At 71.9% G+C, this 20,772-nt stretch carries 16 protein-coding genes; 6 read left to right on the plus strand and 10 right to left on the minus strand.

Annotated elements, in window-relative coordinates; all coding sequences use genetic code 11:
* Positions 1-6 precede the first annotated feature (6 nt).
* Positions 7-1,530 carry a glycoside hydrolase family 43 protein gene (locus tag K1J60_RS43500; RefSeq protein ID WP_220651977.1) on the plus strand — a complete coding sequence of 508 codons (1,524 nt, stop codon included), beginning with the start codon at positions 7-9 and terminating at the stop codon, positions 1,528-1,530.
* Here K1J60_RS43500 and K1J60_RS43505 read toward each other — a convergent pair.
* The 4 genes from K1J60_RS43505 to K1J60_RS43520 are packed head-to-tail and all read right to left on the minus strand — an operon-like array spanning position 1,509 to position 6,615.
* The gene (locus K1J60_RS43505) at positions 1,509-2,348 is read right to left on the minus strand and encodes an ATP-binding cassette domain-containing protein (protein ID WP_220651042.1); all 840 of its coding nucleotides are present in this window, start codon (positions 2,346-2,348) and stop codon (positions 1,509-1,511) included. The two genes, K1J60_RS43500 and K1J60_RS43505, sit on opposite strands and share 22 nt — an antisense overlap.
* On the minus strand, positions 2,345-4,108 hold the full coding sequence (locus K1J60_RS43510; RefSeq protein WP_259408187.1) for a dipeptide/oligopeptide/nickel ABC transporter permease/ATP-binding protein: 1,764 nt from the start codon (positions 4,106-4,108) through the stop codon (positions 2,345-2,347). The genes K1J60_RS43505 and K1J60_RS43510 overlap by 4 nt, the downstream gene beginning before the upstream one ends.
* Entirely contained in the window at positions 4,105-5,046 is a 942-nt protein-coding gene (locus tag K1J60_RS43515; RefSeq protein ID WP_220651043.1) for an ABC transporter permease, read from the minus strand. The genes K1J60_RS43510 and K1J60_RS43515 overlap by 4 nt, the downstream gene beginning before the upstream one ends.
* A 9-nt stretch (positions 5,047-5,055) precedes the next feature.
* A complete protein-coding gene (locus K1J60_RS43520) occupies positions 5,056-6,615 on the minus strand; it encodes an ABC transporter substrate-binding protein (RefSeq protein ID WP_220651044.1) in 1,560 nt (519 codons plus the stop codon).
* Between the two features lie 377 nt (positions 6,616-6,992).
* Here K1J60_RS43520 and K1J60_RS43525 point away from each other — a divergent pair, with 377 nt between their 5' ends.
* The gene (locus K1J60_RS43525; protein ID WP_220651045.1) at positions 6,993-7,994 is read left to right on the plus strand and encodes a LacI family DNA-binding transcriptional regulator; all 1,002 of its coding nucleotides are present in this window, start codon (positions 6,993-6,995) and stop codon (positions 7,992-7,994) included.
* 207 nt (positions 7,995-8,201) lie between these two features.
* On the plus strand, positions 8,202-9,122 hold the full coding sequence (locus tag K1J60_RS43530; RefSeq protein WP_220651046.1) for an alpha/beta hydrolase fold domain-containing protein: 921 nt from the start codon (positions 8,202-8,204) through the stop codon (positions 9,120-9,122).
* 82 nt (positions 9,123-9,204) lie between these two features.
* Here K1J60_RS43530 and K1J60_RS43535 read toward each other — a convergent pair whose 3' ends face one another.
* The 3 genes from K1J60_RS43535 to K1J60_RS43545 are packed head-to-tail and all read right to left on the minus strand — an operon-like array spanning position 9,205 to position 13,981.
* Positions 9,205-11,877, minus strand: coding sequence for an alpha-L-rhamnosidase (locus K1J60_RS43535; protein WP_220651047.1), 2,673 nt, complete (start codon positions 11,875-11,877; stop codon positions 9,205-9,207).
* The gene (locus K1J60_RS43540; protein WP_220651048.1) at positions 11,874-12,650 is read right to left on the minus strand and encodes an alpha/beta hydrolase family protein; all 777 of its coding nucleotides are present in this window, start codon (positions 12,648-12,650) and stop codon (positions 11,874-11,876) included. The genes K1J60_RS43535 and K1J60_RS43540 overlap by 4 nt, the downstream gene beginning before the upstream one ends.
* The gene (locus K1J60_RS43545; RefSeq protein ID WP_220651049.1) at positions 12,647-13,981 is read right to left on the minus strand and encodes an MFS transporter; all 1,335 of its coding nucleotides are present in this window, start codon (positions 13,979-13,981) and stop codon (positions 12,647-12,649) included. The genes K1J60_RS43540 and K1J60_RS43545 overlap by 4 nt, the downstream gene beginning before the upstream one ends.
* Before the next feature lie 209 nt (positions 13,982-14,190).
* Between K1J60_RS43545 and K1J60_RS43550 the strand changes: the two genes are divergently transcribed.
* Positions 14,191-15,075, plus strand: a complete 885-nt coding sequence (locus K1J60_RS43550; protein ID WP_259408188.1) for a LacI family DNA-binding transcriptional regulator — start codon at positions 14,191-14,193, stop codon at positions 15,073-15,075.
* Between the two features lie 545 nt (positions 15,076-15,620).
* Positions 15,621-16,589: an alpha/beta hydrolase gene (locus K1J60_RS43555; RefSeq protein ID WP_220651050.1), complete on the plus strand. Its 969-nt coding sequence runs from the start codon at positions 15,621-15,623 to the stop codon at positions 16,587-16,589.
* A 237-nt stretch (positions 16,590-16,826) separates the two neighbouring features.
* On the opposite strand, the gene K1J60_RS43560 is transcribed toward K1J60_RS43555, so the two are convergent.
* The gene (locus K1J60_RS43560; RefSeq protein ID WP_220651051.1) at positions 16,827-17,282 is read right to left on the minus strand and encodes a hypothetical protein; all 456 of its coding nucleotides are present in this window, start codon (positions 17,280-17,282) and stop codon (positions 16,827-16,829) included.
* A gap of 122 nt (positions 17,283-17,404) precedes the next feature.
* Here K1J60_RS43560 and K1J60_RS43565 point away from each other — a divergent pair, with 122 nt between their 5' ends.
* Positions 17,405-18,640: a serine hydrolase domain-containing protein gene (locus tag K1J60_RS43565; protein WP_259408189.1), complete on the plus strand. Its 1,236-nt coding sequence runs from the start codon at positions 17,405-17,407 to the stop codon at positions 18,638-18,640.
* A 32-nt stretch (positions 18,641-18,672) separates the two neighbouring features.
* On the opposite strand, the gene K1J60_RS43570 is transcribed toward K1J60_RS43565, so the two are convergent.
* A complete protein-coding gene (locus K1J60_RS43570; protein WP_220651052.1) occupies positions 18,673-19,167 on the minus strand; it encodes a MarR family winged helix-turn-helix transcriptional regulator in 495 nt (164 codons plus the stop codon).
* A 207-nt stretch (positions 19,168-19,374) separates the two neighbouring features.
* Positions 19,375-20,418 carry a LacI family DNA-binding transcriptional regulator gene (locus tag K1J60_RS43575; protein WP_220651053.1) on the minus strand — a complete coding sequence of 348 codons (1,044 nt, stop codon included), beginning with the start codon at positions 20,416-20,418 and terminating at the stop codon, positions 19,375-19,377.
* Positions 20,419-20,772: the final 354 nt, after the last annotated feature.

Genomic DNA, 20,772 nt, shown 5'->3' on the forward strand with positions numbered 1-20,772 from the left:
AGGACCCTGAGGGTGACCAGCGTGTCCGAGACGGACCCCACCGTCAGCAATCCGGTGATCCCCGGCTTCTTCCCCGATCCCTCCGTCTGCCGCGCGGGCGACGACTACTACCTCGCCTGCTCCAGCTTCGAGTACTTCCCGGGCGTCCCTCTCTTCCACAGCCGCGACCTGGTGCACTGGACCCAGATCGGCAACGCCCTCGACCGCCCGAGCCAACTGCGGCTGCCGCCGGACACCGCCTCCTCCGGCGGGATCTACGCGCCCACTCTGCGTCACCACGACGGCCGCTTCTGGCTGATCGTCACCAACGTCAGCGGCGACGGCAACCTGCTGTTCACCGCCACCGACCCGGCCGGACCCTGGTCCGACCCGATCCGGCTGCCCGGGGTGCACGGCATCGACCCCGACATCGCCTGGGACGACGACGGCACCTGCTGGTGCACCACCGCCGGAGTGGGACAGATCCGCCTCGACCCCCACACCGGGGAGACGTCCGGCACCCGTCGACAGCTGTGGTCCGGAGCGCCCGGCGCCAAGGCCCCCGAAGCACCGCACCTGTACCACATCGGCGACCACTGGTACCTGCTCATCGCCGAAGGCGGCACCGAACGGGGCCACGGCGTCTCGATAGCCCGGGGCAGCACCCCCACGGGCCCGTTCGAGCCCTGCCCGGCCAACCCGATCCTCAGCCACCGCGGCACGGACCACCCCGTCCAGAACACCGGCCACGCCGACCTCGTGCAGGGGCCCGACGGTTCGTGGTGGATGGTGCTGCTCGGCGTGCGGCCCGGCGGCGGCACCCCCGGCTGGCACGTGATGGGCCGGGAGACCTACCTGGTGCCGGTCGAGTGGGTCGACGGCTGGCCCGTCGTCGGTGAACTGTCGACCGACATGCCCGCACCGCCCTGGCCCCTCGGCCCACCCGCCGTCGCGCCGGAGCGCCGGGACGACTTCGACGCTGCCGAGCTGGCGCCGCAGTGGATCTCGCTGCGCCGACGTCTCCCGGAGGACTGCACCACCAAGGAACGGCCCGGTTCGCTGACGCTACGTGCCCGTGGCGAGTCGCTCGACGACGCCGACGTGACGTTCGTGGGACGACGCCAGCAACATCCGTCGTGCCGGGTGCGCACCCTGGTGGACGTGACGGAGGGGCAGGGGCGGGGCGGCCTCGCCGTACGCCTCGACGAACTGCACCACTACTCGGTCGAGACGAGCGCCGGACAGGTGCGGGTCCGCGCCCGCATCGGCCCGTTGAGCACGGTCGTGGCGTCCCGGCCCGTACCCCCGGGGCCCGTGGTGCTGCGAGCCGAGACGGCCCCCGCGCCGATGGTCGACGCGCGGACCGGTCCCGACCTCGTCTCGCTCGGCTTCGAGGAACCGGACGGCACCTACGTCGAACTCGCCTCGCTGGACGGCCGGTACCTGTCCACGGAGGTCGCCGGAGGCTTCACCGGCCGGGTGTTCGGCATGTTCGCCTCCGCGGCCTCCGCGCACTTCGACTGGTTCGACTACGAGCCGCTGGAGAGCTGAAGCGACCGCTGCTCCCGGCGCTGCCGCTGCAGGTCCGGATCGGGCACGGGTGCGGCCGCCACCAGACGGCGGGTGTACTCGTGCCGGGGCCGGTCGCACACGTCGACGCTGTCTCCCTCCTCCACGATGCGCCCGTTCTGCAGGACCAGGGTGCGGTCCGCGAACTCCTTGACGACGGCGAGGTCGTGCGTGATGAACAGATACGCGCAGCCGAGCGTGGACTGGAGTTCGGAGAGCAGGCTCAGCGCGGCCGCCTGGGTGGTGACGTCGAGGGCGCTGGTCGGCTCGTCGCAGATGATCAGCTTCGGCTTTCGGGCGACCGCCCGGGCGATGGCGATGCGCTGGCGCTGCCCTCCGCTGAACTGTGCCGGGTACCGGTCCGCCGCGTCCTCCGGCAGCCCGACCCTGCGCAGCAGCTCGGCGATGTCCTGGCGCACCTCGCCGGGGGGCCGGGACGAACCGGCCAGCAGCGGCTCCGCCAGCGTCCGGCCCACCGGCAGCGCCGGGTTGAGCGATCCGTACGGGTTCTGGAAGATCGCCTGGAGGTCGGGGGCGAGCAGCCGGCGGGCCCGGCCGGTGAGCCGGGTGATGTCCCGGCCGTCGAGCAGGACGCGTCCGCCGCTGACCGGGGTGAGTCCCAGCACCGCTCGGCCGATGGTGGTCTTCCCCGAGCCGGACTCGCCCACGAGCGCCACGGTCTCGGCGCGACCGACCTCGAACGACACCTCCTCGATGACGGTGGTCGGGGGCTTGCGGAAACCACGGCCCGGGTAGCGCACCGCGAGGCCGTCGATCTGGAGTACGGGAGTTCCCATCACGCGATCCTGCCCTCGGTGCGAGCGATGCTGGGGGTGCTCTCGATGAGCTTCTTCGTGTACGGGTGCCGGGGCCGGTAGAAGATGTCCTCGACCGAGCCCTCCTCCACGATCCGGCCCTGCTCCATCACGATCGCGCGGTCGCAGCTGTCGGCCACGACGCCCAGGTCGTGGGTGATCAGGATGATCGCCATGCCGTGCTCGTCGCGCAGCGACCGCAGCAGGTCCAGGATCCCCGCCTGCACGGTCACGTCCAGTGCGGTGGTGGGTTCGTCGGCGATCAGCACCTTGGGCGACCCGGCCAGGGCCATGGCGATGACGACGCGCTGGAGCATGCCGCCGGAGAGTTCGTGCGGGTGCCGGCGCGCGACATCGTCCGGATCGCGCAGCTGGACGCTGGCCAGCAGCTCACGGGTCCGCTGCCGTACGGCGTCCTTGCCGCCCGGCACCTCGCTGGTGCGCCTGATCACCTCGGCGAGCTGGGAACCGATGGTGAAGTACGGGTCCAGCGCCACCATCGGCTCCTGCGACACCAGGGCGATCTCGCGGCCCCTGAGGCGCTGCAACTCCCGCTCCGGGAGGCCGCTCACACGGGTGCCGGCCAGCCAGGCCGCGCCGCTCGTCACCGCCCCGTTGGGCGGGAGCAGTCCGAGCAGGGACAGGCCCGTCACCGTCTTGCCGCTGCCGGACTCGCCCACGAGGCCGAAGATCTCGCCGGGGCGGACGCTGAAGCCGATGGAGTCGACCACGGTGCGGGGCCCCTGCGCGGTGCCGAAGGCGATGGAGTAGTCGCGCACGGCGAGGATCGCCCCGGCGGGCGGCGATGTGTCCGACGCCTCGACGGCCTTGTCGAGGGCCGCCACGGGGACGGGGCGTCGCGACCGGCCGCCGGTCGCCTGCCGCCGGTCCTGTTCGAGGTCCCGCAGGCCGTCGCCGACGAGCCCGAAGGACAGGGACATGAGGCCGATGACCCCACCGGAGACGAACAGCAGATAGGGGTCCTGCTGCATGATCTGCGCGGCCTCCCCGACCATGCCGCCCCAGCTCGGGGCGGGCGCGGGGGTGGCCAGGCCGAGGAACCCGAGGCCGGTCTGGATGGCGAGGGCGTTGCCGGAGAAGAGGAAGACCGGGACCAGCAACTGCCCGGTCAGCCGGGGGAGGATGTGCCGGGCCATGATCCGGGCCGGGCCGAGGCCGGACACCCTGGCGGCGTCCACGAACAGTTCCTCGCGCAGCGCCAGACACGTACTGCGGATGATCCGGGCGAGACCCGCGGAGGCGAAGAAGCCGAGCGTGAGCATGGCGGCGACATTGCTCTGGTAGAAGATCGCGAGCACGGCGAGCGTGATGATGACCGCCGGAACCGAGAGCATGACGTCCAGCACGGCGACGATGACCCGGTCGGTCCAGCCGCGCAGATAGCCGGCCAGCACCCCCAGCGACAAGCCGACGAAGGCGTACACCAGCACGGCCACGGCAACCCCGACCAGGGTGGGCCGTCCGCCGTAGAGGAGTCGGCTGAGCACGTCGCGGCCGAGCACGTCGGTGCCCAGCGGGTGGTTCGCCGACGGACCGGACAGCGTGTGGAGCAGGTCCTGCGCCAGGGGCGGATGCGGCGCGAGGAGCGGGGCGAGGATCACGGCGACGCTGATCCCGACGACCACGACCAGTGCCGCGGCGGCGACGGGGCGGCGCCATAGCCCGGCGAAGGGGTTGATCCTCGCCCGTGGTCGCGCCCTCGGGGGCGCCTCGACAGTGGTCATTCCGTACGTACCTTCGGGTTGAGGAGGCTGTAGAGGACGTCCACGAGCAGGTTCACCACGATGACCATGACCGTGAAGGTGATGGTGAGGCCCTGGACCACGGGCAGATCGTGCTGGTTGGTCGCGTCCACGACGGTGGTGCCCAGGCCGGGCAGGGTGAAGACGTTCTCGATGAGGATCGTGCCGGGGATGAAGGTGATCATCATCAGGCCGATCGTGGTCACCACCGGCAGTCCGCAGCCCCGGAGGGCGTGCTTCCAGATGATCGACGTGGGCCGGATGCCGGAGGCCCGCAGCGTTCTGATGTGGTCGAGGCCGAGGGTGGTCAGCATCGCGTCCCGGGTGACCTTGGAGATGAACGCGACGCCGCCGATCGCGAGCGAGATCACGGGCAGCACCAGGCCGGACGCCCACTGCCCCGGCGACTCGGCGAACGGGGTGTACCCGGTCGCGGGGAAGAAGGCGAACTCGACGGCGAACACGGCTACCAGGACCAGGGCGATCCAGAAGTTGGGCACCGCGCTGCCCAGCAGCGACACGACGTCGAACACCCGGCGGCTGACCCGGCCACGTGTCGCGCTGTACACGCCGAGCGTCACGCCGACCACGGTCGCGACGACGGTGCCTCCGATCACCAGCGCCAGGGTGACCGGCAGGCGTTGCCCGATCAGCCCCAGCACCGATTCACCGGAGAACAACGAGTTGCCGAGGTCGCCGCGCACGGCGTCGCGGAGGTAGAGCCAGTACTGCACGACGACCGGCTGGTCGAGATGCATGGCGGCCCTCAGCGCGTCGTACTGTTCCTGCGTCGCGTTGATGCCGAGCACCGTTCGTGCCGGGTCTCCCGGCACGAACGACTCCAGGAGGAAGGTGATCGCCGAGACGATCACCAGCAGCGGCACGGACAGCGCCAGCCTGCGGAGAATGATGGGAAACATCGGCCCTCGTCAGCTGGTGGTCCACAGGGTGTTGGAGGTCAGCTGCGCGCCGCCCTCCGGGAACTTCACCCCGCGGAGCTTGCTGTTGTACATGACGATCGTGTCGGTACCGGAGACCGGCAGGGCGAGCGCCTTGCGCACGATCACATCGGTGAGGTCGACCGACGCCTGCGCGCCGGCCTTCGGGCCCGCCGCGGCGAGCCGGGCGTACGCGGCGTCGACGTCCGGGTCGGCCACGCCGAAGACGTTCATGATGCCCGTCTTGGTGAAGGGCGGCTGCTGTGCGTAGAAGTTGGCCTCGCCGCCCGTGCCGGGCGAGAGCACGGTGGCCGCGTACTTCTTCGTCAGCAGGTCGTTGATCCAGCCGCCGAAGTTGGTGGCGGCCCGCAGCTTCAGCTTGACGCCCACCTTGGCGAGCTGGCCCTGCACGGCCTGCACCATCTTGGTCGTCGAGGGGTCGAACGACCCGTAGTTGACCGGGATGGTCAGGCCCTTCGCGTAGCCCGCCTCCTTGAGCAACTTCTTGGCCTTGGCCGGGTCGTAGGGGTACATGTCCGCGGCGGCGGTGCTGTAGCCGTCGTAACCGGGCATCTGCGGCTGCGACACCGGGGTTCCGTAGTCGCCGTAGACCGCCTTCGTGATCGCGGAGCGGTCGACGGCGAAGTTCAGCGCCTGCCGGACCCGCTCGTCGCCGAGGCCCTTGACGACGGTGCCGTCTCGGTCGAGGAGGAACAGACCCGCCCAGGTGGTGGGCTTCTGGAGCGTGGTGATCGCCTTGTTGCCCTTGACCGTCGGCGCCACGTCCGGGGTGCCGTACATGAGGTCGATCTGCCCGGACTTCAGGGCCTGCACCTGGGAGTTGGCGTTGGGCATCACCCGGACGGTGATCTTCTTGAAGTGGATGGCGTCCTGGTCGTAGAAGTTCTTGTTCGGGACGTAGACATAGTGGTCGCCGGAGACCGACTGCTTGGCGTCGTAGACGTAGGGTCCGGCGCCGAAGGTCGTGGAGGCCAGCTTCTTCGGGGCCTTCAGCCCGGCGGGGCTGACGATGGCGCCGCCCATGTACGGGGGAGTGAACAGGGTGCCCATGTCGGGGTTGGGCGTGGGGCTGGTGACCACGACGGTCGAACTGTCGGGGGTGGAGAACGTCAGCGGACGGAACCAGGCGGCGGCGGGCCCACTGCCCTTCTGGAAGTACTTGAACGAGTTGACGACGTCGGCGGCGGTGAGCGGCGTGCCGTCGGCGAACTTCACGCCCTTGCGCAGACGCAGCTCGAACTTGGTGTTCTTCTTGCCGACGTAGCCCCACTTGTCCGCCAGGCCTGCCCCGAGGTTGCCGTCCGGCTTACGGGTCAGCAGCGTCGCGTAGGCGGGGTCCATGTAGTTCAGGAAGGGCCCGACGGCGACCTGAGAGGGATCCAGGCTGTTGGGCGCGGAGGACAGGGCGATGGTCAGGTCGACCGGACCGGCGCTGCCGCCGCCGCTGGTGCTCTGTCCACCACCGCAGGCGGCGAGCGTGAGCGTGGCCACCACGCAGATCGAGGCCTGGAGTGCGGTTCTTCTCTTCATCGAGGGTCTCCGAAAGGAAAAGCGGGCCGAATTGAGGAGGTTGCGAGGGAGTGGGCCACCAGGGCGCGGGGCTCGGTGGGCGGATCCGCCGGTTTTCACGTGAGGGGCCGGCGGGGCCGGCGGACATGCGGGGCGATGCCGGCCCGACGGACGGGACCCACCGCGGTGCACCCGGAGGGTCACTCCGTCTCGTGGGCGTCGCGGGGAGTCTGCTTCAATGACGGCGATCGGATGAGTCGGTTGGGCGTCCCATCGCGAAACCCCACATCATCACTACTTGGAGTAGCTTTAACGTGTCGCTAACACGTTAAAGTGGATGCCCGTAAACTAACTGTGTCTCCTGCGTCGCGCAAGAGGTTCGTGGAAGGTGGTCGACGATGGCACCGCGAGGCGCGAGAGTGACGAGTGCGGACGTGGCCCGCGAGGCCGGTGTGTCCCGGGCGACGGTGAGCTTCGTCCTCAACAACACGGCACACCAGAAGATCACCGACGCGACCCGTCAGCGGGTGCTGGACGCGGCCCGCAAGCTCGGCTACGCCCCCTCGGCCGCGGCCCGGACCCTCCGCTACGGACGTTCCGACGTGGTGCTCGGCCTGCTGCCCGACTGGCCGCTCGGCTACGCCACCGGTCTCCTCGTCCAGGAGCTGACCCTCGCGTTCGCGAAGCGCGATCTCACCTTCGTCGTCCACTCCAGCATCCGCGGGGCCCGTCCACTGGGCGAGATCTGGAAGGCCCTCACCCCGGCCGCCGTACTGGCTTTCGCGCCGTTCTCCGAGGCCGACCACGCGGCGATGCGGACCGCGGGCACCGAGGTGATCGCCGCCCTGTACGAGGACACGGGGCTCGGGGAGGAGGAGGGCATCACGAGTGCGAACGCCATCGGTGCCGTCCAGGCCCGCCACCTGGCGGCCTCCCACCGGCGTCTGGGGTACGCCTACCCCGACGACGAGAGGGTCGACGTCTTCGCCAGGCCGCGCCTGGACGGCGTCCGCAAGGTCTGCGCCGAACTGGGACTGCCCGCCCCCGAGGTCCGGACCGTCCCGCTGGCACCCGGCGCCGCCGCAGAGGCGGTACGGTCCTGGCTCGCCGCCGATCCGCCGGTCACCGGCATCTGCGCCTTCAACGACGACGTGGCCGTGAGCGTGCTGTCCGGTCTGCGACAGCTCGGCCTCGAAGCCCCCGGGGACATGGCGGTGGTCGGCGTGGACAACACCCCTGCCGCGGCGGCGTCCTGGCCACCGCTGACCACCGTCGTCCAGGACCTCCCCGGGATCGCCGAACTGTACGCGGACTCGGTGCGGGCCGCGCTCGACGGCACACAGGCCACCGGGATCCCCGTGGAACCGCACGTCAGGCTGGAGATCCGCGGATCGGCCTGACGTGCGGAGCCGTCACGCGGCCGAACGGAGGGGCGGGTGCCCAGAACCTCGGCGGGTGCCCAGGATCCGGGTCCTTGAGCGGTCCACGCTCGGTCCGCCGCCGGCCGCGTCCACTGCCCGTCCGCCGTCCTTCGGCGTGCCCGGCCCCCTTCGGCGTGCCCACTGTGCCGGGCCCACGCCCACCTGACATCACCGAAAGAGGTCACCATGCCCCTGGACCCCTACCTCGCGGAGAGACTGCACCTGCTCGCCGGCCTCACCCTCGCCGATCTCGCCGACCCGGACGCGCGGTCGAGGTTCGGCGCGTTCATGCGGGATCCGGCGGAATGGACGCAGCCCGACGTCGCCGTCGAGGACCACGAGATACCCGGACCGCACGGCCCCGTGCCCGTACGGACGTACACGCCCGCGCACCACGCCACCAGGGCCGTCCTGTGGGCGCACGGCGGCGGTTTCGCCGGCGGCGACCTCGACATGCCCGAGGCGCACGTCGTCGCGGCCGAACTGGCGGCACGGGCCGGGGCCCTGGTCGTCTCCGTCGGCTACCGGCTGGCGACGGGCGGGGTCCGCCACCCCGTTCCGCCGGACGACGTCCACGCCGCGTGGCGGTGGCTGAGGACCGAACAGGCCGCCGACGCCGAACTGGTGGCCCTCGGCGGAGCGAGCGCGGGCGCGGCGCTGGCACTGTCCGCCGCGCTGCGGGACCGGGACGAGTCGCTGCGGCCGGCCGATCTCCTGCTGCTCGCCTACCCGTTCGCGCACTTCCCCGTGCCGGCCCTGGACGGCAAGACCGTCGCCGAGATGGCGGACCTGCCGCCGACGATGCGGTTCACCACGGCGGACATCGAGTTCATGGTGGAGAACTACGTCGGCCGGCTCACCGACCTCCCGCGCGAGGCGCTGCCGGGCGCCGCCCCGCTGCACGGCCTCCCGCCCGTCCGCGTCCTGATCTCCGAGTACGACGACCTGCGGCCCTCGGCCGAACTGCTGGCACGGCAGTTGACCGCGTCCGAGGTCGACGTCACGACCTACCTGGCCGCGGGCATGCCGCACGGCCACCTCAACCGGACCCCGGCGCTCGCCGAGGTCGACCGGTCGCTCGACTTCTTCGCCGACGCCCTGCGCTGAGGCAGGGAAGAGCGGCCCGCCGCGTGTCAGGGAGCAGCGGGCCGCCCGTGTGCGGGCCCGGTCGGACCGGGCGTGAGGGGGCCTAGGCCGACGGGCTCCCGGGGTGCGCGGCTCCCTGGGGCGACGCGGGACGCAGGGACAACAGGTGGCTGCCGGAGGCGAGTTCACCGACATCCTCGGCGGGATGCCAGCCCTCGGGAGCGCTGAACCGTCCCGTGGTGCCGGGCGGCAGCACGGCCCGCACCGTGAGGGTGTCGCCACTGATCGACCAGGCGACGGACGCGGTGCCGTACGGGGTGACGATCGAGGCCTCGGCGGAGGTGAGCGTGGCGCCGGGACGGGGCGCGAACTCCATGGTGCGGTAGCCGGGGGAGACGGGCCGTAGCCCCGCCACGGACCGGTAGAGCCATGCGGCGACGGCGCCGTAGGCGTAGTGGTTGAACGACAGCATCGTGCCGGCGTTCTCGACGTCGATGGTGCCGTCGGGACGGATCGCGTCCCACCGCTCCCACATGGTCGTGGCGCCACGGGCGACCTGATAGAGCCAGCCCGGACACTCGGGGTTGAGCAGCAGCTCGTACGCCTCGGCCACATGGCCGGTGTCGCCGAGGGCGGGCAGCACGAACGGCGTGCCCAGGAAACCGGTGGCGATCCGGCCGCCGCCCGCGCGCACCAGGGCGGCCAGGGCCTTGCCGACGTCGGCGCGCTCGCCGGCGGGCGCGATGCCGAAGCAGAGGGCGAGCGCGCAGCCCGTCTGCGTGGTGCGGGCGTGGTCTCCCCACGTGCGCCAGGCGGCCTCGGCGGTACGCCGGTGCAGGGCCGCGTACCGTTCGACGTCGTCCGGGCGGTCCAGTACGCGGGCCGCGTCGGCGAGCAGCCGGGCGCTGTGCGCGACGAAGGCGGTGGCGACGTACCCGGAGTCGGTGGTGGCGCGCGCCGGGTCCTCCGGGGGCGCGGTCGGGTCGAGCCAGTCACCGAGTTGCGCGTTGCCGCTCCACGTCCCGTCGTCGTCCAGGTGGGCGACGGTGAACTCGACCCAGGCGCGCATCGCCGGGTAGTGGCGCTCCAGCATGCCGGGGCGGCCGTACGCCTCGAAGAGGGCGGTCGGCACGACCGTGGCGGCGTCGCCCCAGCCGGCGGCGGCTCCCGCGAACGGCAGCTCGGCGGGCGGCAGTTCGCCGAGCGGTACGTCGGGGACCACCATCGGGACCGCGCCGTCCGGCCCCTGCTCGATGCGGAGGTCGGTCAGCCAGCTGTCGAGGAAGGAGGCGCTGTCGAACGTGGCGCAGGCCGTCGGGGCGAAGGCCATGATGTCGCCGGTCCAGCCGAGCCGCTCGTCCCGCTGCGGGCAGTCCGTCGGCACGGCGAGGAAGTTGCCGCGCTGGGAGCGTACGACGTTGGCGTACAGGGTGTTCACCCGTTCGTCGGAGCACCGGAACTCGCCGATGCGCCGCAGATCGCTGGACACGACGTCGACCTCGACCGCGCTGACTCTCACCCCCGGGGAGGCGACGATCTCGGCGTACCGGAAGCCGTGGAAGGTGAACTCCGGGGCCAGCTCGGCGCTGTCACCGGCCAGGGTGTACTGGTCGGTGGCGCGGGCGCCGCGCAGGATGCTCGTCAGCAGGCGGCCGTCGGCGTCGAGGACCTCGGCGTGCCGGACGGTGACGGTGCCGCCCCGGGGCCCGTCGACGCGCAGGCGCAGCCAGCCGGTCAGGTTCTCGCCCGCGTCGACGGCGATCGTGCCGTCGGGCAGGGTCCGCTGCTCGGGCCGCACGACCTGGACGACGCGCACGGGCGGATGGGCCCGTTGTGCCAGCCCCTTCGGCAGGGGCAGGACGGCGACGGGTTCCCAGCCGGCGTCGACGAAGCCCGGCAGACGCCAGCCGCCGGGTTCGTGGCGCAGGTCGCGTTCGCAGCCGTCGTACAGGTCCGCCGCCAGCAGGTCGCCGTAACCGCCCTTCCAGTGGCGGTCGGTGGTGATCGTGACCCTGGTCCCGTCGGCCAGGTCCACCTCGAGCTGGGCGAGCAGCGCCGTCGTGTCGCCGTAGACGTCGCGGTTCTTGTGCCAGGTGAGGTGGCCGCGGACCCAGCCGTCGCCGATCGCGGCCGACAGCGCGTTCGCGCCGGGCCTGAGCAGGCCGGTGACGTCGTAGGTGGCGTAGAGCAGCCGGTTGGGGTAGCTGGTCCAGCCCGGTTCCAGCAGGTCGTCGGAGACGGTGCGGCCGTTGACGGCGGTGCGGTGCGCGCCGAGCGAGGTGACGTACAGCCGCGCGGACACCGGCTCCGCCGGGAGGTGGAACTCCCGGCGGAGCAACGGCACCGGGCCGGGGGAGGTACGGCCCCGGTCATCGGGCAGGTGGACGGGGCGGGCCGCCCAGTCCACGTCGTCGAACAGCGCGGCCTCCACCCGGGCGTGGTCGCTCCACCGCGTCCACCCGAGGTCGGTGCGGACGCGGACGCGCCAGTAGCGGACCTCGCGACTGGCCAGTGGTTGGGCCGGCCACGGGTGATCGGTCACCGTGTCGGCCCCGACCTCCCCGCTGGACGTGGTGTCCTCGAAGGACGGGTCGGTCGACACCTCGATCTCGTAGGCGTGTTGGAGGATGCCCGGCCGTTCGCCGGTGAGCGACCAGGACAGGCGCGGCATGGGGTACGCGGTGGCGACGAGACCGGAGTCGTCCGCCGTGCGCAGGCCCGTCACCGAGGTCGTGGTGTCCGTCGTGTGCGGTGCCGTGGGACCGGACGTTCTCATGGCTGGAGGTGCCTCCGGAAGAAGCTGAGCGTGGACCCGTGCAGTGCGGTGCGGTGGGGGACGCTTCCCCAGGCGTGGTCCGCGCCTTCGACGATCTCCAGCTCGGCGTTCCGGCCGTAGTGGTCCAGGTAGCGTCGTGCGTACTCCAGGGGTGCGACGACGTCCTTGTCACCGTGCAGGATGCGGACCGGACCGGTGTACGCGCCCGACCGTCCGTAGACGTCGAGGCCCGCGATGTCCTCGACGAGCGCGGCGCTCATCCGGTGGCCGTCGGCGTCGACGTAGCCCTTCTCGGCGATCTCGGGGGCGAGTTCACGGCCCTTGAGGTAACCGCTGCCGATCTCGAACGGGGCGACCGCGGCCGGGGACCACAGGCACAGCGCGGCGATCCGGGGCTCCTCGGCGGCCGTGATCCCGGCGACCACGCCGCCCATGCTCATGCCGACCAGGCCGACACGGTCCGGGTCCACGAAGTCCAGGGTGCGGACCGCGCCCAGGACGGCGCGGGTCTCGGCGATCTCGCCCGTGATGGTCACGTCGAAGAAGTCACCGTCGCTCTCGCCGTGGCCCGAGAGGTCGAACCGCACGGACGCGATGCCCTCGGCCGCCAGCAGCCGTGACATGGCGACGAAGTTCGGCAGTTCGATCCGGTTGGAGGTGAAGCCGTGGACGAACACCACCGTGGGGTGGCGGGTCTTTGGCGGGCCTTCGGGGATGTGTAGCGTGGAGCGCAGCGTCAGGCCTGCGTGAGGGAAATCGTGGTGGCGGATCAAGGCACAGCCTTTTCGGTCGTGTCGGGGGTGGGAGCGCCGCTCGGGTCGGCGGGCTCCACGCGCTGGACGGCGTCGGCGGGCTCCTCGGACCGGGCGGTCCGGGCCAGGCGTGGCACCCAGAGCAGACCGATGACCGCGGAGAGCACGGTGACGCCGAGGAGCAGGCCGAAGAACAGCCCGGTGTGGCCCAGCGCGAGTGCGGGTGTGCCCAGGGCGGCCAGTCCGGCGAGAGCGCGGGTGAAGGCCATGGTCACGCCGGTCGCGGTGGCCCGCAGCAGGGTGGGGAAGAGTTCCTGGGACCAGATTTTGTAGATGGACTCACCGGCGAAGGCGTTGCCCAGGCCGGAGACGAGCATGACGGCGACCAGGGTGAATTCGCCGGGTCCGAACAGCGCGGGCAGGGCCCAGGCGGTGACGATCAGGGCGGTCCCGGCGGCGAACCAGGCGTGCCGGGCGGGCCGGTCGACCACGCGCATGAACACCAGGCCCGCGACGAAACCCACCGGGAGCCCGAGGAGCGTCAGCTGCGAGTACCGAGCGACCTCCCCCTCGGCCAGAGCGGTCCACAGGAAGGTGCCGAACTGACCGAGGGTGTTCGCCCCGAGGTTCCAGGTGGCGTAGTAGAGGCCCGTCGCGAGCAGGGCGTACACGGTCGGGGCCCGGAAGAGATCCCGGACACGGCCGAACTCGACGCTCTCCGAGGCGGAGTTGGGGTGGGCGTCGGCGGCCCGGCGCGCGGCGGCCCACTCGGCCGACTCGCTGAGGGTGAGCCGCAGGAGCAGGACGACGACGGCCACGACCAGCAGATGCGCGAAGAGGACGCGGCCGCCGAGCATGCCCTGCGCTCCCATGAAGGAGCTGAGCAGCAGGACGGCCACGATGCCGGCGAGCCAGAGCATGCCGGAGAACACCACCATGGTGCCCTTCCTGCCCTCGGGCGCCTCCTCGTTGACGAGCGCGAGCGACACGGGGAGGTCCGCGCCGATGGCGAGACCGGTGGCGATCACACCCGCGAACAGCAGCGCGGGGCTCGCCGCCGCCAACAGCGGCAGGACACCGGCCGCGTACAGGACGAGCGAGCAGGTGAAGACCGTCCGGCGGCCGAACCGGTCGCCGAGCCGGCCGCCGAACAGCGCACCGGCGGCGAACGCCAGGGTCTGCAGTCCCAGCAGGGAGCCGATGGTCCCGGGGGCGAGTTGCAGCGGTGCGGCGTAGTAGCCGCCGATGGCGATCCCCGACGTCACCAGGGCGGCGGAGTCCAGATAGGAGGCCATGCCGGCGAGCGTCGCTGTCTTCCAGGGATTGCTCGTGGGGTGTGTGGGGCCAGACATGGGTCCTCTTCGCTGAGTACCGGAGACTGCGCGTGTGGGGGAGTGCCGCATACGGCTTCGGAAGTGCCGCATGTCGGTACGGGTGGTGGCTACGGAGTGTTACTTAAACGCGCCACTTAAACGTGTAGGTTGACTGAGCGGGTAAGCTAGCCCGCGATCGCGGGCTTTGGCAAGGGGCCAGAGAGATCGCCGAGGCGACCCGTAAGCGGGTGTGGGAGGCCGCGGCCCGGCTCGGCTACGCGCCCTCGGCGGCGGCACGCGCGCTGCGTACGGGACGTTCCGACATCGTGCTCGGGGTGCTGCCGGACTGGCCGATCCACCATGTGCTCGGACGGCTCATCCAGCAGCTGACCCACGCCTTCGCCGAACACCAGCTCACCTTCCTCGTGCACTCCTCGGCGCAACCCGCCCGGCCCCTGCGGGAGGTCTGGAAGGCCCTGACGCCCGCCGCGGTCCTCGCGCTGAACCGGTTCCCCGAGAGCGAGGCCGAGGCCATGCGCGCGGTCGGCATCGAGGTCGTCATGACGATGCACGGCGCGTCCTCGCAGGACGGCCACGCCCCGCCGGCGGCCCCACTGGTGTCCGAGGAACCGATCGGCGCGCTCCAGGCCCGCCATCTCGCCGCCTCGCACCGTCGCCTCGGCTACGCCTACCCGGACCTGCCACGCCTCGATGTCCTCGCCCAGCCGCGGCTGGACGGCGTCCGGCAGGTCTGTGAGGAGCGCGGTCTCCCCGAACCCGTCGTCCGCAGTGTCCCGCTGGAGCTGGACGGTGCCACGGAAGCCGTGAAGGCCTGGCTGGCCGCCGACCCGCCGGTGACGGGCGTCTGCGCCTTCAACGACGACATCGCCATGGCCGTGCTGCTGGGCGCGCAGGCCCTCGGGCTGGACGTCCCGGGGGACCTCGCGGTGATCGGCGTCGACGACATCCCCAGCTCCGCCCTCCTGCGACCGTCCCTGACCACGGTCGTCCGCGACACCGACACCCTCGCGCGGGGTCTGGCCCGCCGCGTGGTCGACGCGCTCGACGGGAAGGCGACGCTCACCGCGCGGATCGAGGACCCGCTCGGCATCGAGCATCGGGACTCGACCTGAGGGGGTGCCTGCGGCGGCGGAGCCCAGGCGCGCCGTGCTCGGAGCCGGTGTCCGCGCAGCTGGATCGTCGGGCTCCGTGAGCAGCTGGAGGACGCGCTCGCCGAGGGGCTGGACGGTGGACCGGACAGCCGGTTACTGTTCCGCCCGTCACGCGGCGCAACGTGTTCCGGGCCGGGGGCGGGACGAGTGCGGCACAGGCCGGCACCACGACCGGACGGGGCCGGCACCACGACCGGACGGGGCCGGCACCGCGACCGGAGGGGCCGGCACCGCGACCGGAGGCCGCCGGAGTGAGGCCGCACGCCCCGTCGGAGAAGGCGCACACGGGCTCTCGCCGTGACCATCCCGTTCCAGTCCTCCGGCCTCAGGGCCCGCCACGCGGAGAGCCGGGCACCCACGCCGCCTCCCCGGGGCCGCGGCCCGCCGAGCCGTAGCACCGGGGCCCCGGCCCCCCCACGTCGGCCGAACCGCGCTGTCGCCCCGCGGCGGCACTCTTCCTCGCCGGAACCGCGGTCACACAGACGATCAACTCCCAGGAGGTTCAGATGACCACACCCCCGCCGCCCTTCGACCCGGAGCTGGCCGCCGCTCTCGTGGAACTGGGCGATCAGGCGCCGACCAGCGCGACCCCGGACGACATCCCCGCGGCGAGGGAGCGGCTCAACGGCGACGTCCCCCTCCTGACGAACGACGAACTGAGCTGTGGCGGACTCTTCGAGGTCCACGAGCGGTCCGTGCCCGGCCCGCCGGGCGCGCCGGACGTCTCGTTGCTCGTCTGCCGGCCCACATCCGTGCCCGGTCCCCGCCCGATCGTCTACTTCACCCACCCCGGCGGCATGATCGTGGGCACCAACCGGCTGGGACTGCCGCTGGACTGGGCCGAGGAGCTGGGCCTGGTGGTGGTGTCGGTGGAGTACCGGCTCGCCCCCGAACATCCGTACCCGGCACCGGTCGAGGACTGCTACGCGGGCCTGCTGTGGACGTCGGCCCACGCCGAGGAGATCGGTGGCGATCCGGACCGCATCGTGCTGGCGGGAGGCAGCGCCGGCGGTGGACTCGCCGCGGCCCTCGCCCTCCTCGCCCGGGACCGCGAGGGTCCCCGTGCCATAGGTCAGCTGCTGATGTGCCCGATGCTCGACGACCGCAACGACACCTGGTCCGCCCACCAGATGGCCGGGCTCGGCGTATGGGACCGAACCGCCAACGAGACAGGCTGGAATGCCCTGTTGGGCGAGGCGCGCGGCACCGACGACGTCCCGCCGTACGCCGCTCCCGCCCGCGCGGTCGACCTCTCGGATCTCCCTCCGGCCTTCATCGACGTCGGGTCCGCCGAGACCTTCCGGGACGAGGACGTCACCTACGCCTCCCGGATCTGGCAGGCCGGAGGACGTGCCGAACTGCACGTGTGGCCGGGCGGTTTTCACGGCTTCGACGGCCTCGTGCCGCAGGCCGCGCTCTCGGTCGACGCCCGGGAGGCCCGGCTGCGCTGGCTTCGGCGGCTCCTCGGGGAGTGAGTGACGGTCCCCCTCACCCCTGAGCCGTACCGAGCAGCCTGCCGGGGCGTCGGCACCGCTGGTCTTCCCGTCACAGTTCCCGCCGAGTCTTCCCGCAACGTCTTCTCTCTGCATCGAGCCGACCGGCCCGCCGCCGACCTGCCCGCCGCCGACCTGCCCTCCGCCGACCTGCCCGCCGCCGACCGGCTCGCGTCGACCGCCCCCCGCCGACCGGTGGGTCGAGCCGCCGGGCCTTGATCAGGAGCGCGGCATGTGAAGTGACGTCCGTGTCTGTTCGACCTCCACGTCGTCGGTGAAGGTGCCGGCCGCCGTCACGCCGCCGAGGAGCGCGGTGGCGAGTGCCGCGGCCATCGCGAGCGTCCGACGGCGCGGCCGCAACCGACTGTTCCGAGGCACGGGCGGGGTCTCGGCGGGCGGCCCGCACGCGATGGCCACGCGCGCGTCCAGCCACGCCTCCGCCTCGTCCGCCCGCACTCCGCAGGCCGCCACGAACGCGGCGACCAACTCCTCGCGGGGCAGGCGGTCCCTGCCGAGCATGGTCGCCGCCGTGGAGTAGGGCAGGGTGTGGCCCGCTTCCGTCGCGCGGCGTTCCAGTTGGCGGTAGCTGAGGCCCGACCACGCCTTGAGGCGGCGGAGCGCCGCCACGAAGGCGACCGCGTCGGTGTCCGGCGGTGTGGGCGGTGCTGTGGTCATCGTGGTTCCCCCTGTTCGACCTGGACGTACACGGGCTCGCACAAGCTCGAACACCATCATGGCTTGAGAAGCGGCTGGAGCGATGGCCAACCTCGGGACGGATTCCCGATGTTGGAGGTCACATGGGCAGGACCCCGTCTCACCACCGCCACGGCCACCCGTCTCACCACCGCCACGGCCACCCGCACCGCCCCCGTCACGGCCGCGGCCACCGCCGTCGTACGGCCGTCGCCACCGCCTTGGCCGCGCTGCTGATGCTCGCCGGGTGCGCCGAAGGGGCCGGTGCCGACGAGTCGCGGGGGCGCGCCGCGAAGTCCCGGCACCGCGACGGGGAGTCGGTGGCCGACTTCCTCCGCCGCACCCTGCCCGCCGGGCCCGGTGGCACCGTGGTGGCCGCACGCGGCGACCGGCTCGTGCACTGCGGCGGGTTCGGAGCGGCGGACCGCGCCGCGGGCACTGCCGCGAGCTGCCGGACCGTGTACGACGTCATGTCGATCACCAAGCAGTTCACCGCGACCGCGATCGTGAAACTCGAGGTGCTGGGCCGCCTCCGGGTGAGCGATCCGATCAGCCGGTTCCTCGGACGGGAGCAGGCAGTGCCGGAGGACAAGCGCGGCATCACGATCGAGCACCTGCTCACGCACACCTCGGGGCTGGTCGAGGGCCTCGGCGACGACTACGACCCGGTGTCGCGGGAGGAGTTGGTGCGCCGGGCCCTCTCGTCGAAGCCGCGGTCCGCCCCGGGCAAGGAGTTCCACTACTCCAACACCGGCTACAGCCTGCTCGCCGCGATCGTCGAGGAGGCGTCCGGCGAGGCGTACGAACGGTTCCTGGCCCGGCACCTGTTCCGGCCGGCCGGGATGGAACAGACCGGCTATGTGCTGCCCCGCTGGCCTCGGCACCTGGTCGCGGTGGAGTACGACAGCGAGGGGCGTGCCCAGGGCAGGCCCTTCGACCATCCCTGGGCCGCCGACGGGCCGTACTGGAACCTGCGCGGCAACGGCGGCATGCTCTCCACCGCCCACGACATGTTCCGGTGGCACCGTGCGCTCCTGGGGGACGAGATCCTGCCGGCGCCGGCCAGGGACAAGCTCTTCGCACCTCGCGCGGCGGAGCCGGAATCGGAGAACTCGTACGGATACGGCTGGAGCCTGCGCGACACCCCGGACGGCCGGCTCGCCTGGCACGACGGCGGCAACGACTGGTCCCTGGGGCTCGTGAGCCGGTCCCTGCGCGACGGCGTCCTCGTGTTCTGGATCAGCAACCACGCCTACCGCGAAGGTCGGTGGAACCTTGAGGACCAGGCGGAGACACTGACCACGGGCATCGCGGACCGCGTCCGCGCGGAGGGCGCCTGACCGGCCGGATCGTCCGCGTCGCGTCGTGGGGGTCAGGGCAGCCGGGGGAGTACGTCCCTGGCGGTGTGGCTGAGGATGCGAAGATCCTCCGCGAACCGCGCGCGGTCCGCCTCCGGGAGCGGGTCCAGGAAGTACTTCTTGATGTTCTCGACGTGGACCAGGGCGGCCCGCACCGTCGTCTCCTCGCCCAGCGGGGTCAGCCGTACCAGCTTTCCGCGCCGGTCGGAGGGGGACTCCGCCCGGGTCACCAGCCCCGCCGCCTCCATGCGGTCCACCAGCCGGGTGGCGCCGCCGGTGGTGAGGACCTGCTCCTGGGCTACGGCCCGCATGGACAGCCCCGGTTCACCCGCCCGCCCGAGGATGAGCAGCACCTCGAACATCAGGTGGCTGATGCCGCACTCGACTTCGAGTGCCCGCCCGAGGATGTACTCCAGCCGGTTGGCCGCACCCTGCAGCCGTCCGAACGCGAGGACGAGTTCATGGTCGGCTGCCTCCTTCGCCGTACTGATGCCTGCCTGTTCACTCACGGCCGCGCCGCCCCTCTCCCGATCCCGCTGCGGATCCCCACAGCCACCGTACCGATCATGCCGGGGTGAGAGGGGCGGAGCAGACCCGGTGCCCCGCCGGGTCACGGTCGTCGTACGTCCCTGTTCCGCTGTCATCCGTCATCTTCCCGGCTCTCGTCCCAGGGGGGTGGGTAACGTTTCTCAAAACTCGACATCGGCGGCGACGGTTCACTCGGCGAAGCGGGCCGTGGACCGGCGTGCCACCAGCCTGGGCGAGAGGATCACCTTGGTCGACGGGCGGGCGCGGTCGGCGATCCGCTCCAGGAGCAGGCGTACGGCGTTGCGGCCCATCTCCTGGCCGCACTGGTCGACGCTGGTGAGCGAGATCGGGCCGTAGGCGGCGAACGTGGTGTTGTCGTATCCGGCCACCGAGAGGTCGCCGGGCACGGACAGGCCGGCCTCGGCCACCGCGTCGAGCACGCCCATCGCGGCGATGTCGGCCCCGGCGAAGACGGCCGTGGGCCTGGCCGGGGCGGGGCGGCCCAGCAACTCCCGCGCCGCCCGGTGGCCGCCCTCCTGGCTGTAGCTGGTGGAGATCACGTCGATGAACTCCTCCAGCCCGTGCACCCGCATGGCCTGCCGGTATCCGTCCGCGCGCCGGGCGTTGGGCATCTCCGCGAGACGCGTCGGATCGGTCTCGTGGTGCTCGATGTGGGCGATCCGGCGATGCCCGAGACCGACGAGATGCCGGACGACCAGGGCCGCGCCCTCGGTGTCGTCGTCGGCCACGGTGTCGTACGCGGGCGAGGAGCCGTGGCGGCCGACGACGACGGTGGGGACCGCGCCGGCGACATGTTCCAGGTGGGCGCGTGACGAGACCGGGGCGACCAGGACGAGACCGTCCATGCCGCGGTCGATCATCGCCTCGGTGACCCGGGCCTCGGCCTTCTCCCCGTTGCAGCCCGGCCCCAGGAACACCTGGTAGTCGGTCTCCTCCAACGAGTCGGTGACGCCGTCGAGGATCTCGGGGAAGAACGGGTTGCGGATGTCGGGCAGCATCACACCGATCGTGTAGGTCTGCCCCCGCAGGCCGCGGGCCCCCGCGTGCGGCCGGTAGCCCAACTCCTCGATCGCCCTGCGCACCTTGGTCTGCATCTCGGGGCTGGCCCCGTAGGCGTTGCGCAGCACCTTGGACACCGAGGTGACGGAGACCCGGGCGTGACGCGCGACGTCGACGATGGTGACCCTGCGCTGCGGTGCTGTCGGCTCCATCCGGTCCTTGCCTCTCGGGAGATCGTCCGGCCGAAGTGTAGGCCGGAACGCGCAGGTCGAACGAGGGTCCGGTTCTCGTGGGCCGAGAGTGCCGGGAGGTTCGGGCGGCGCGGGCCGTGTGACGTCGCGGCGATGTGCGCGACATCTTGACGTCACGCGGGACGCTCCTTAGGGTCTGGCCACACCCTTTGGGAAACGTTACCCAAAGCCGTACCGATTTCCCGTGGCCCGACAGCGGGCCGCTCCTCCATTCAGCACCGCACACAGCCAGGAGAGCCGGGCGCGTCCCTACGGGGCGCGGATCGGCAGATCGACACGGCACGTGATGTGAATCGTTTCAAGAGAGGGGGTTCG

The organism is Streptomyces akebiae (genome assembly GCF_019599145.1).
In the GTDB taxonomy this organism is placed as follows: Bacteria; Actinomycetota; Actinomycetes; order Streptomycetales; family Streptomycetaceae; genus Streptomyces; species Streptomyces akebiae.

Bases quoted from the DNA above. Each gene is read 5' to 3' on its own strand.
- K1J60_RS43510 (WP_259408187.1), bottom strand. From the start codon at position 4,108: ATGACCACTGTCGAGGCGCCCCCGAGGGCGCGACCACGGGCGAGGATC.
- K1J60_RS43515 (WP_220651043.1), bottom strand. From the start codon at position 5,046: ATGTTTCCCATCATTCTCCGCAGGCTGGCGCTGTCCGTGCCGCTGCTG.
- K1J60_RS43520 (WP_220651044.1), bottom strand. From the start codon at position 6,615: ATGAAGAGAAGAACCGCACTCCAGGCCTCGATCTGCGTGGTGGCCACG.
- K1J60_RS43525 (WP_220651045.1), top strand. From the start codon at position 6,993: ATGGCACCGCGAGGCGCGAGAGTGACGAGTGCGGACGTGGCCCGCGAG.
- K1J60_RS43530 (WP_220651046.1), top strand. From the start codon at position 8,202: ATGCCCCTGGACCCCTACCTCGCGGAGAGACTGCACCTGCTCGCCGGC.
- K1J60_RS43535 (WP_220651047.1), bottom strand. From the start codon at position 11,877: ATGAGAACGTCCGGTCCCACGGCACCGCACACGACGGACACCACGACC.
- K1J60_RS43545 (WP_220651049.1), bottom strand. From the start codon at position 13,981: ATGTCTGGCCCCACACACCCCACGAGCAATCCCTGGAAGACAGCGACG.
- K1J60_RS43555 (WP_220651050.1), top strand. From the start codon at position 15,621: ATGACCACACCCCCGCCGCCCTTCGACCCGGAGCTGGCCGCCGCTCTC.
- K1J60_RS43560 (WP_220651051.1), bottom strand. From the start codon at position 17,282: ATGACCACAGCACCGCCCACACCGCCGGACACCGACGCGGTCGCCTTC.
- K1J60_RS43565 (WP_259408189.1), top strand. From the start codon at position 17,405: ATGGGCAGGACCCCGTCTCACCACCGCCACGGCCACCCGTCTCACCAC.
- K1J60_RS43575 (WP_220651053.1), bottom strand. From the start codon at position 20,418: ATGGAGCCGACAGCACCGCAGCGCAGGGTCACCATCGTCGACGTCGCG.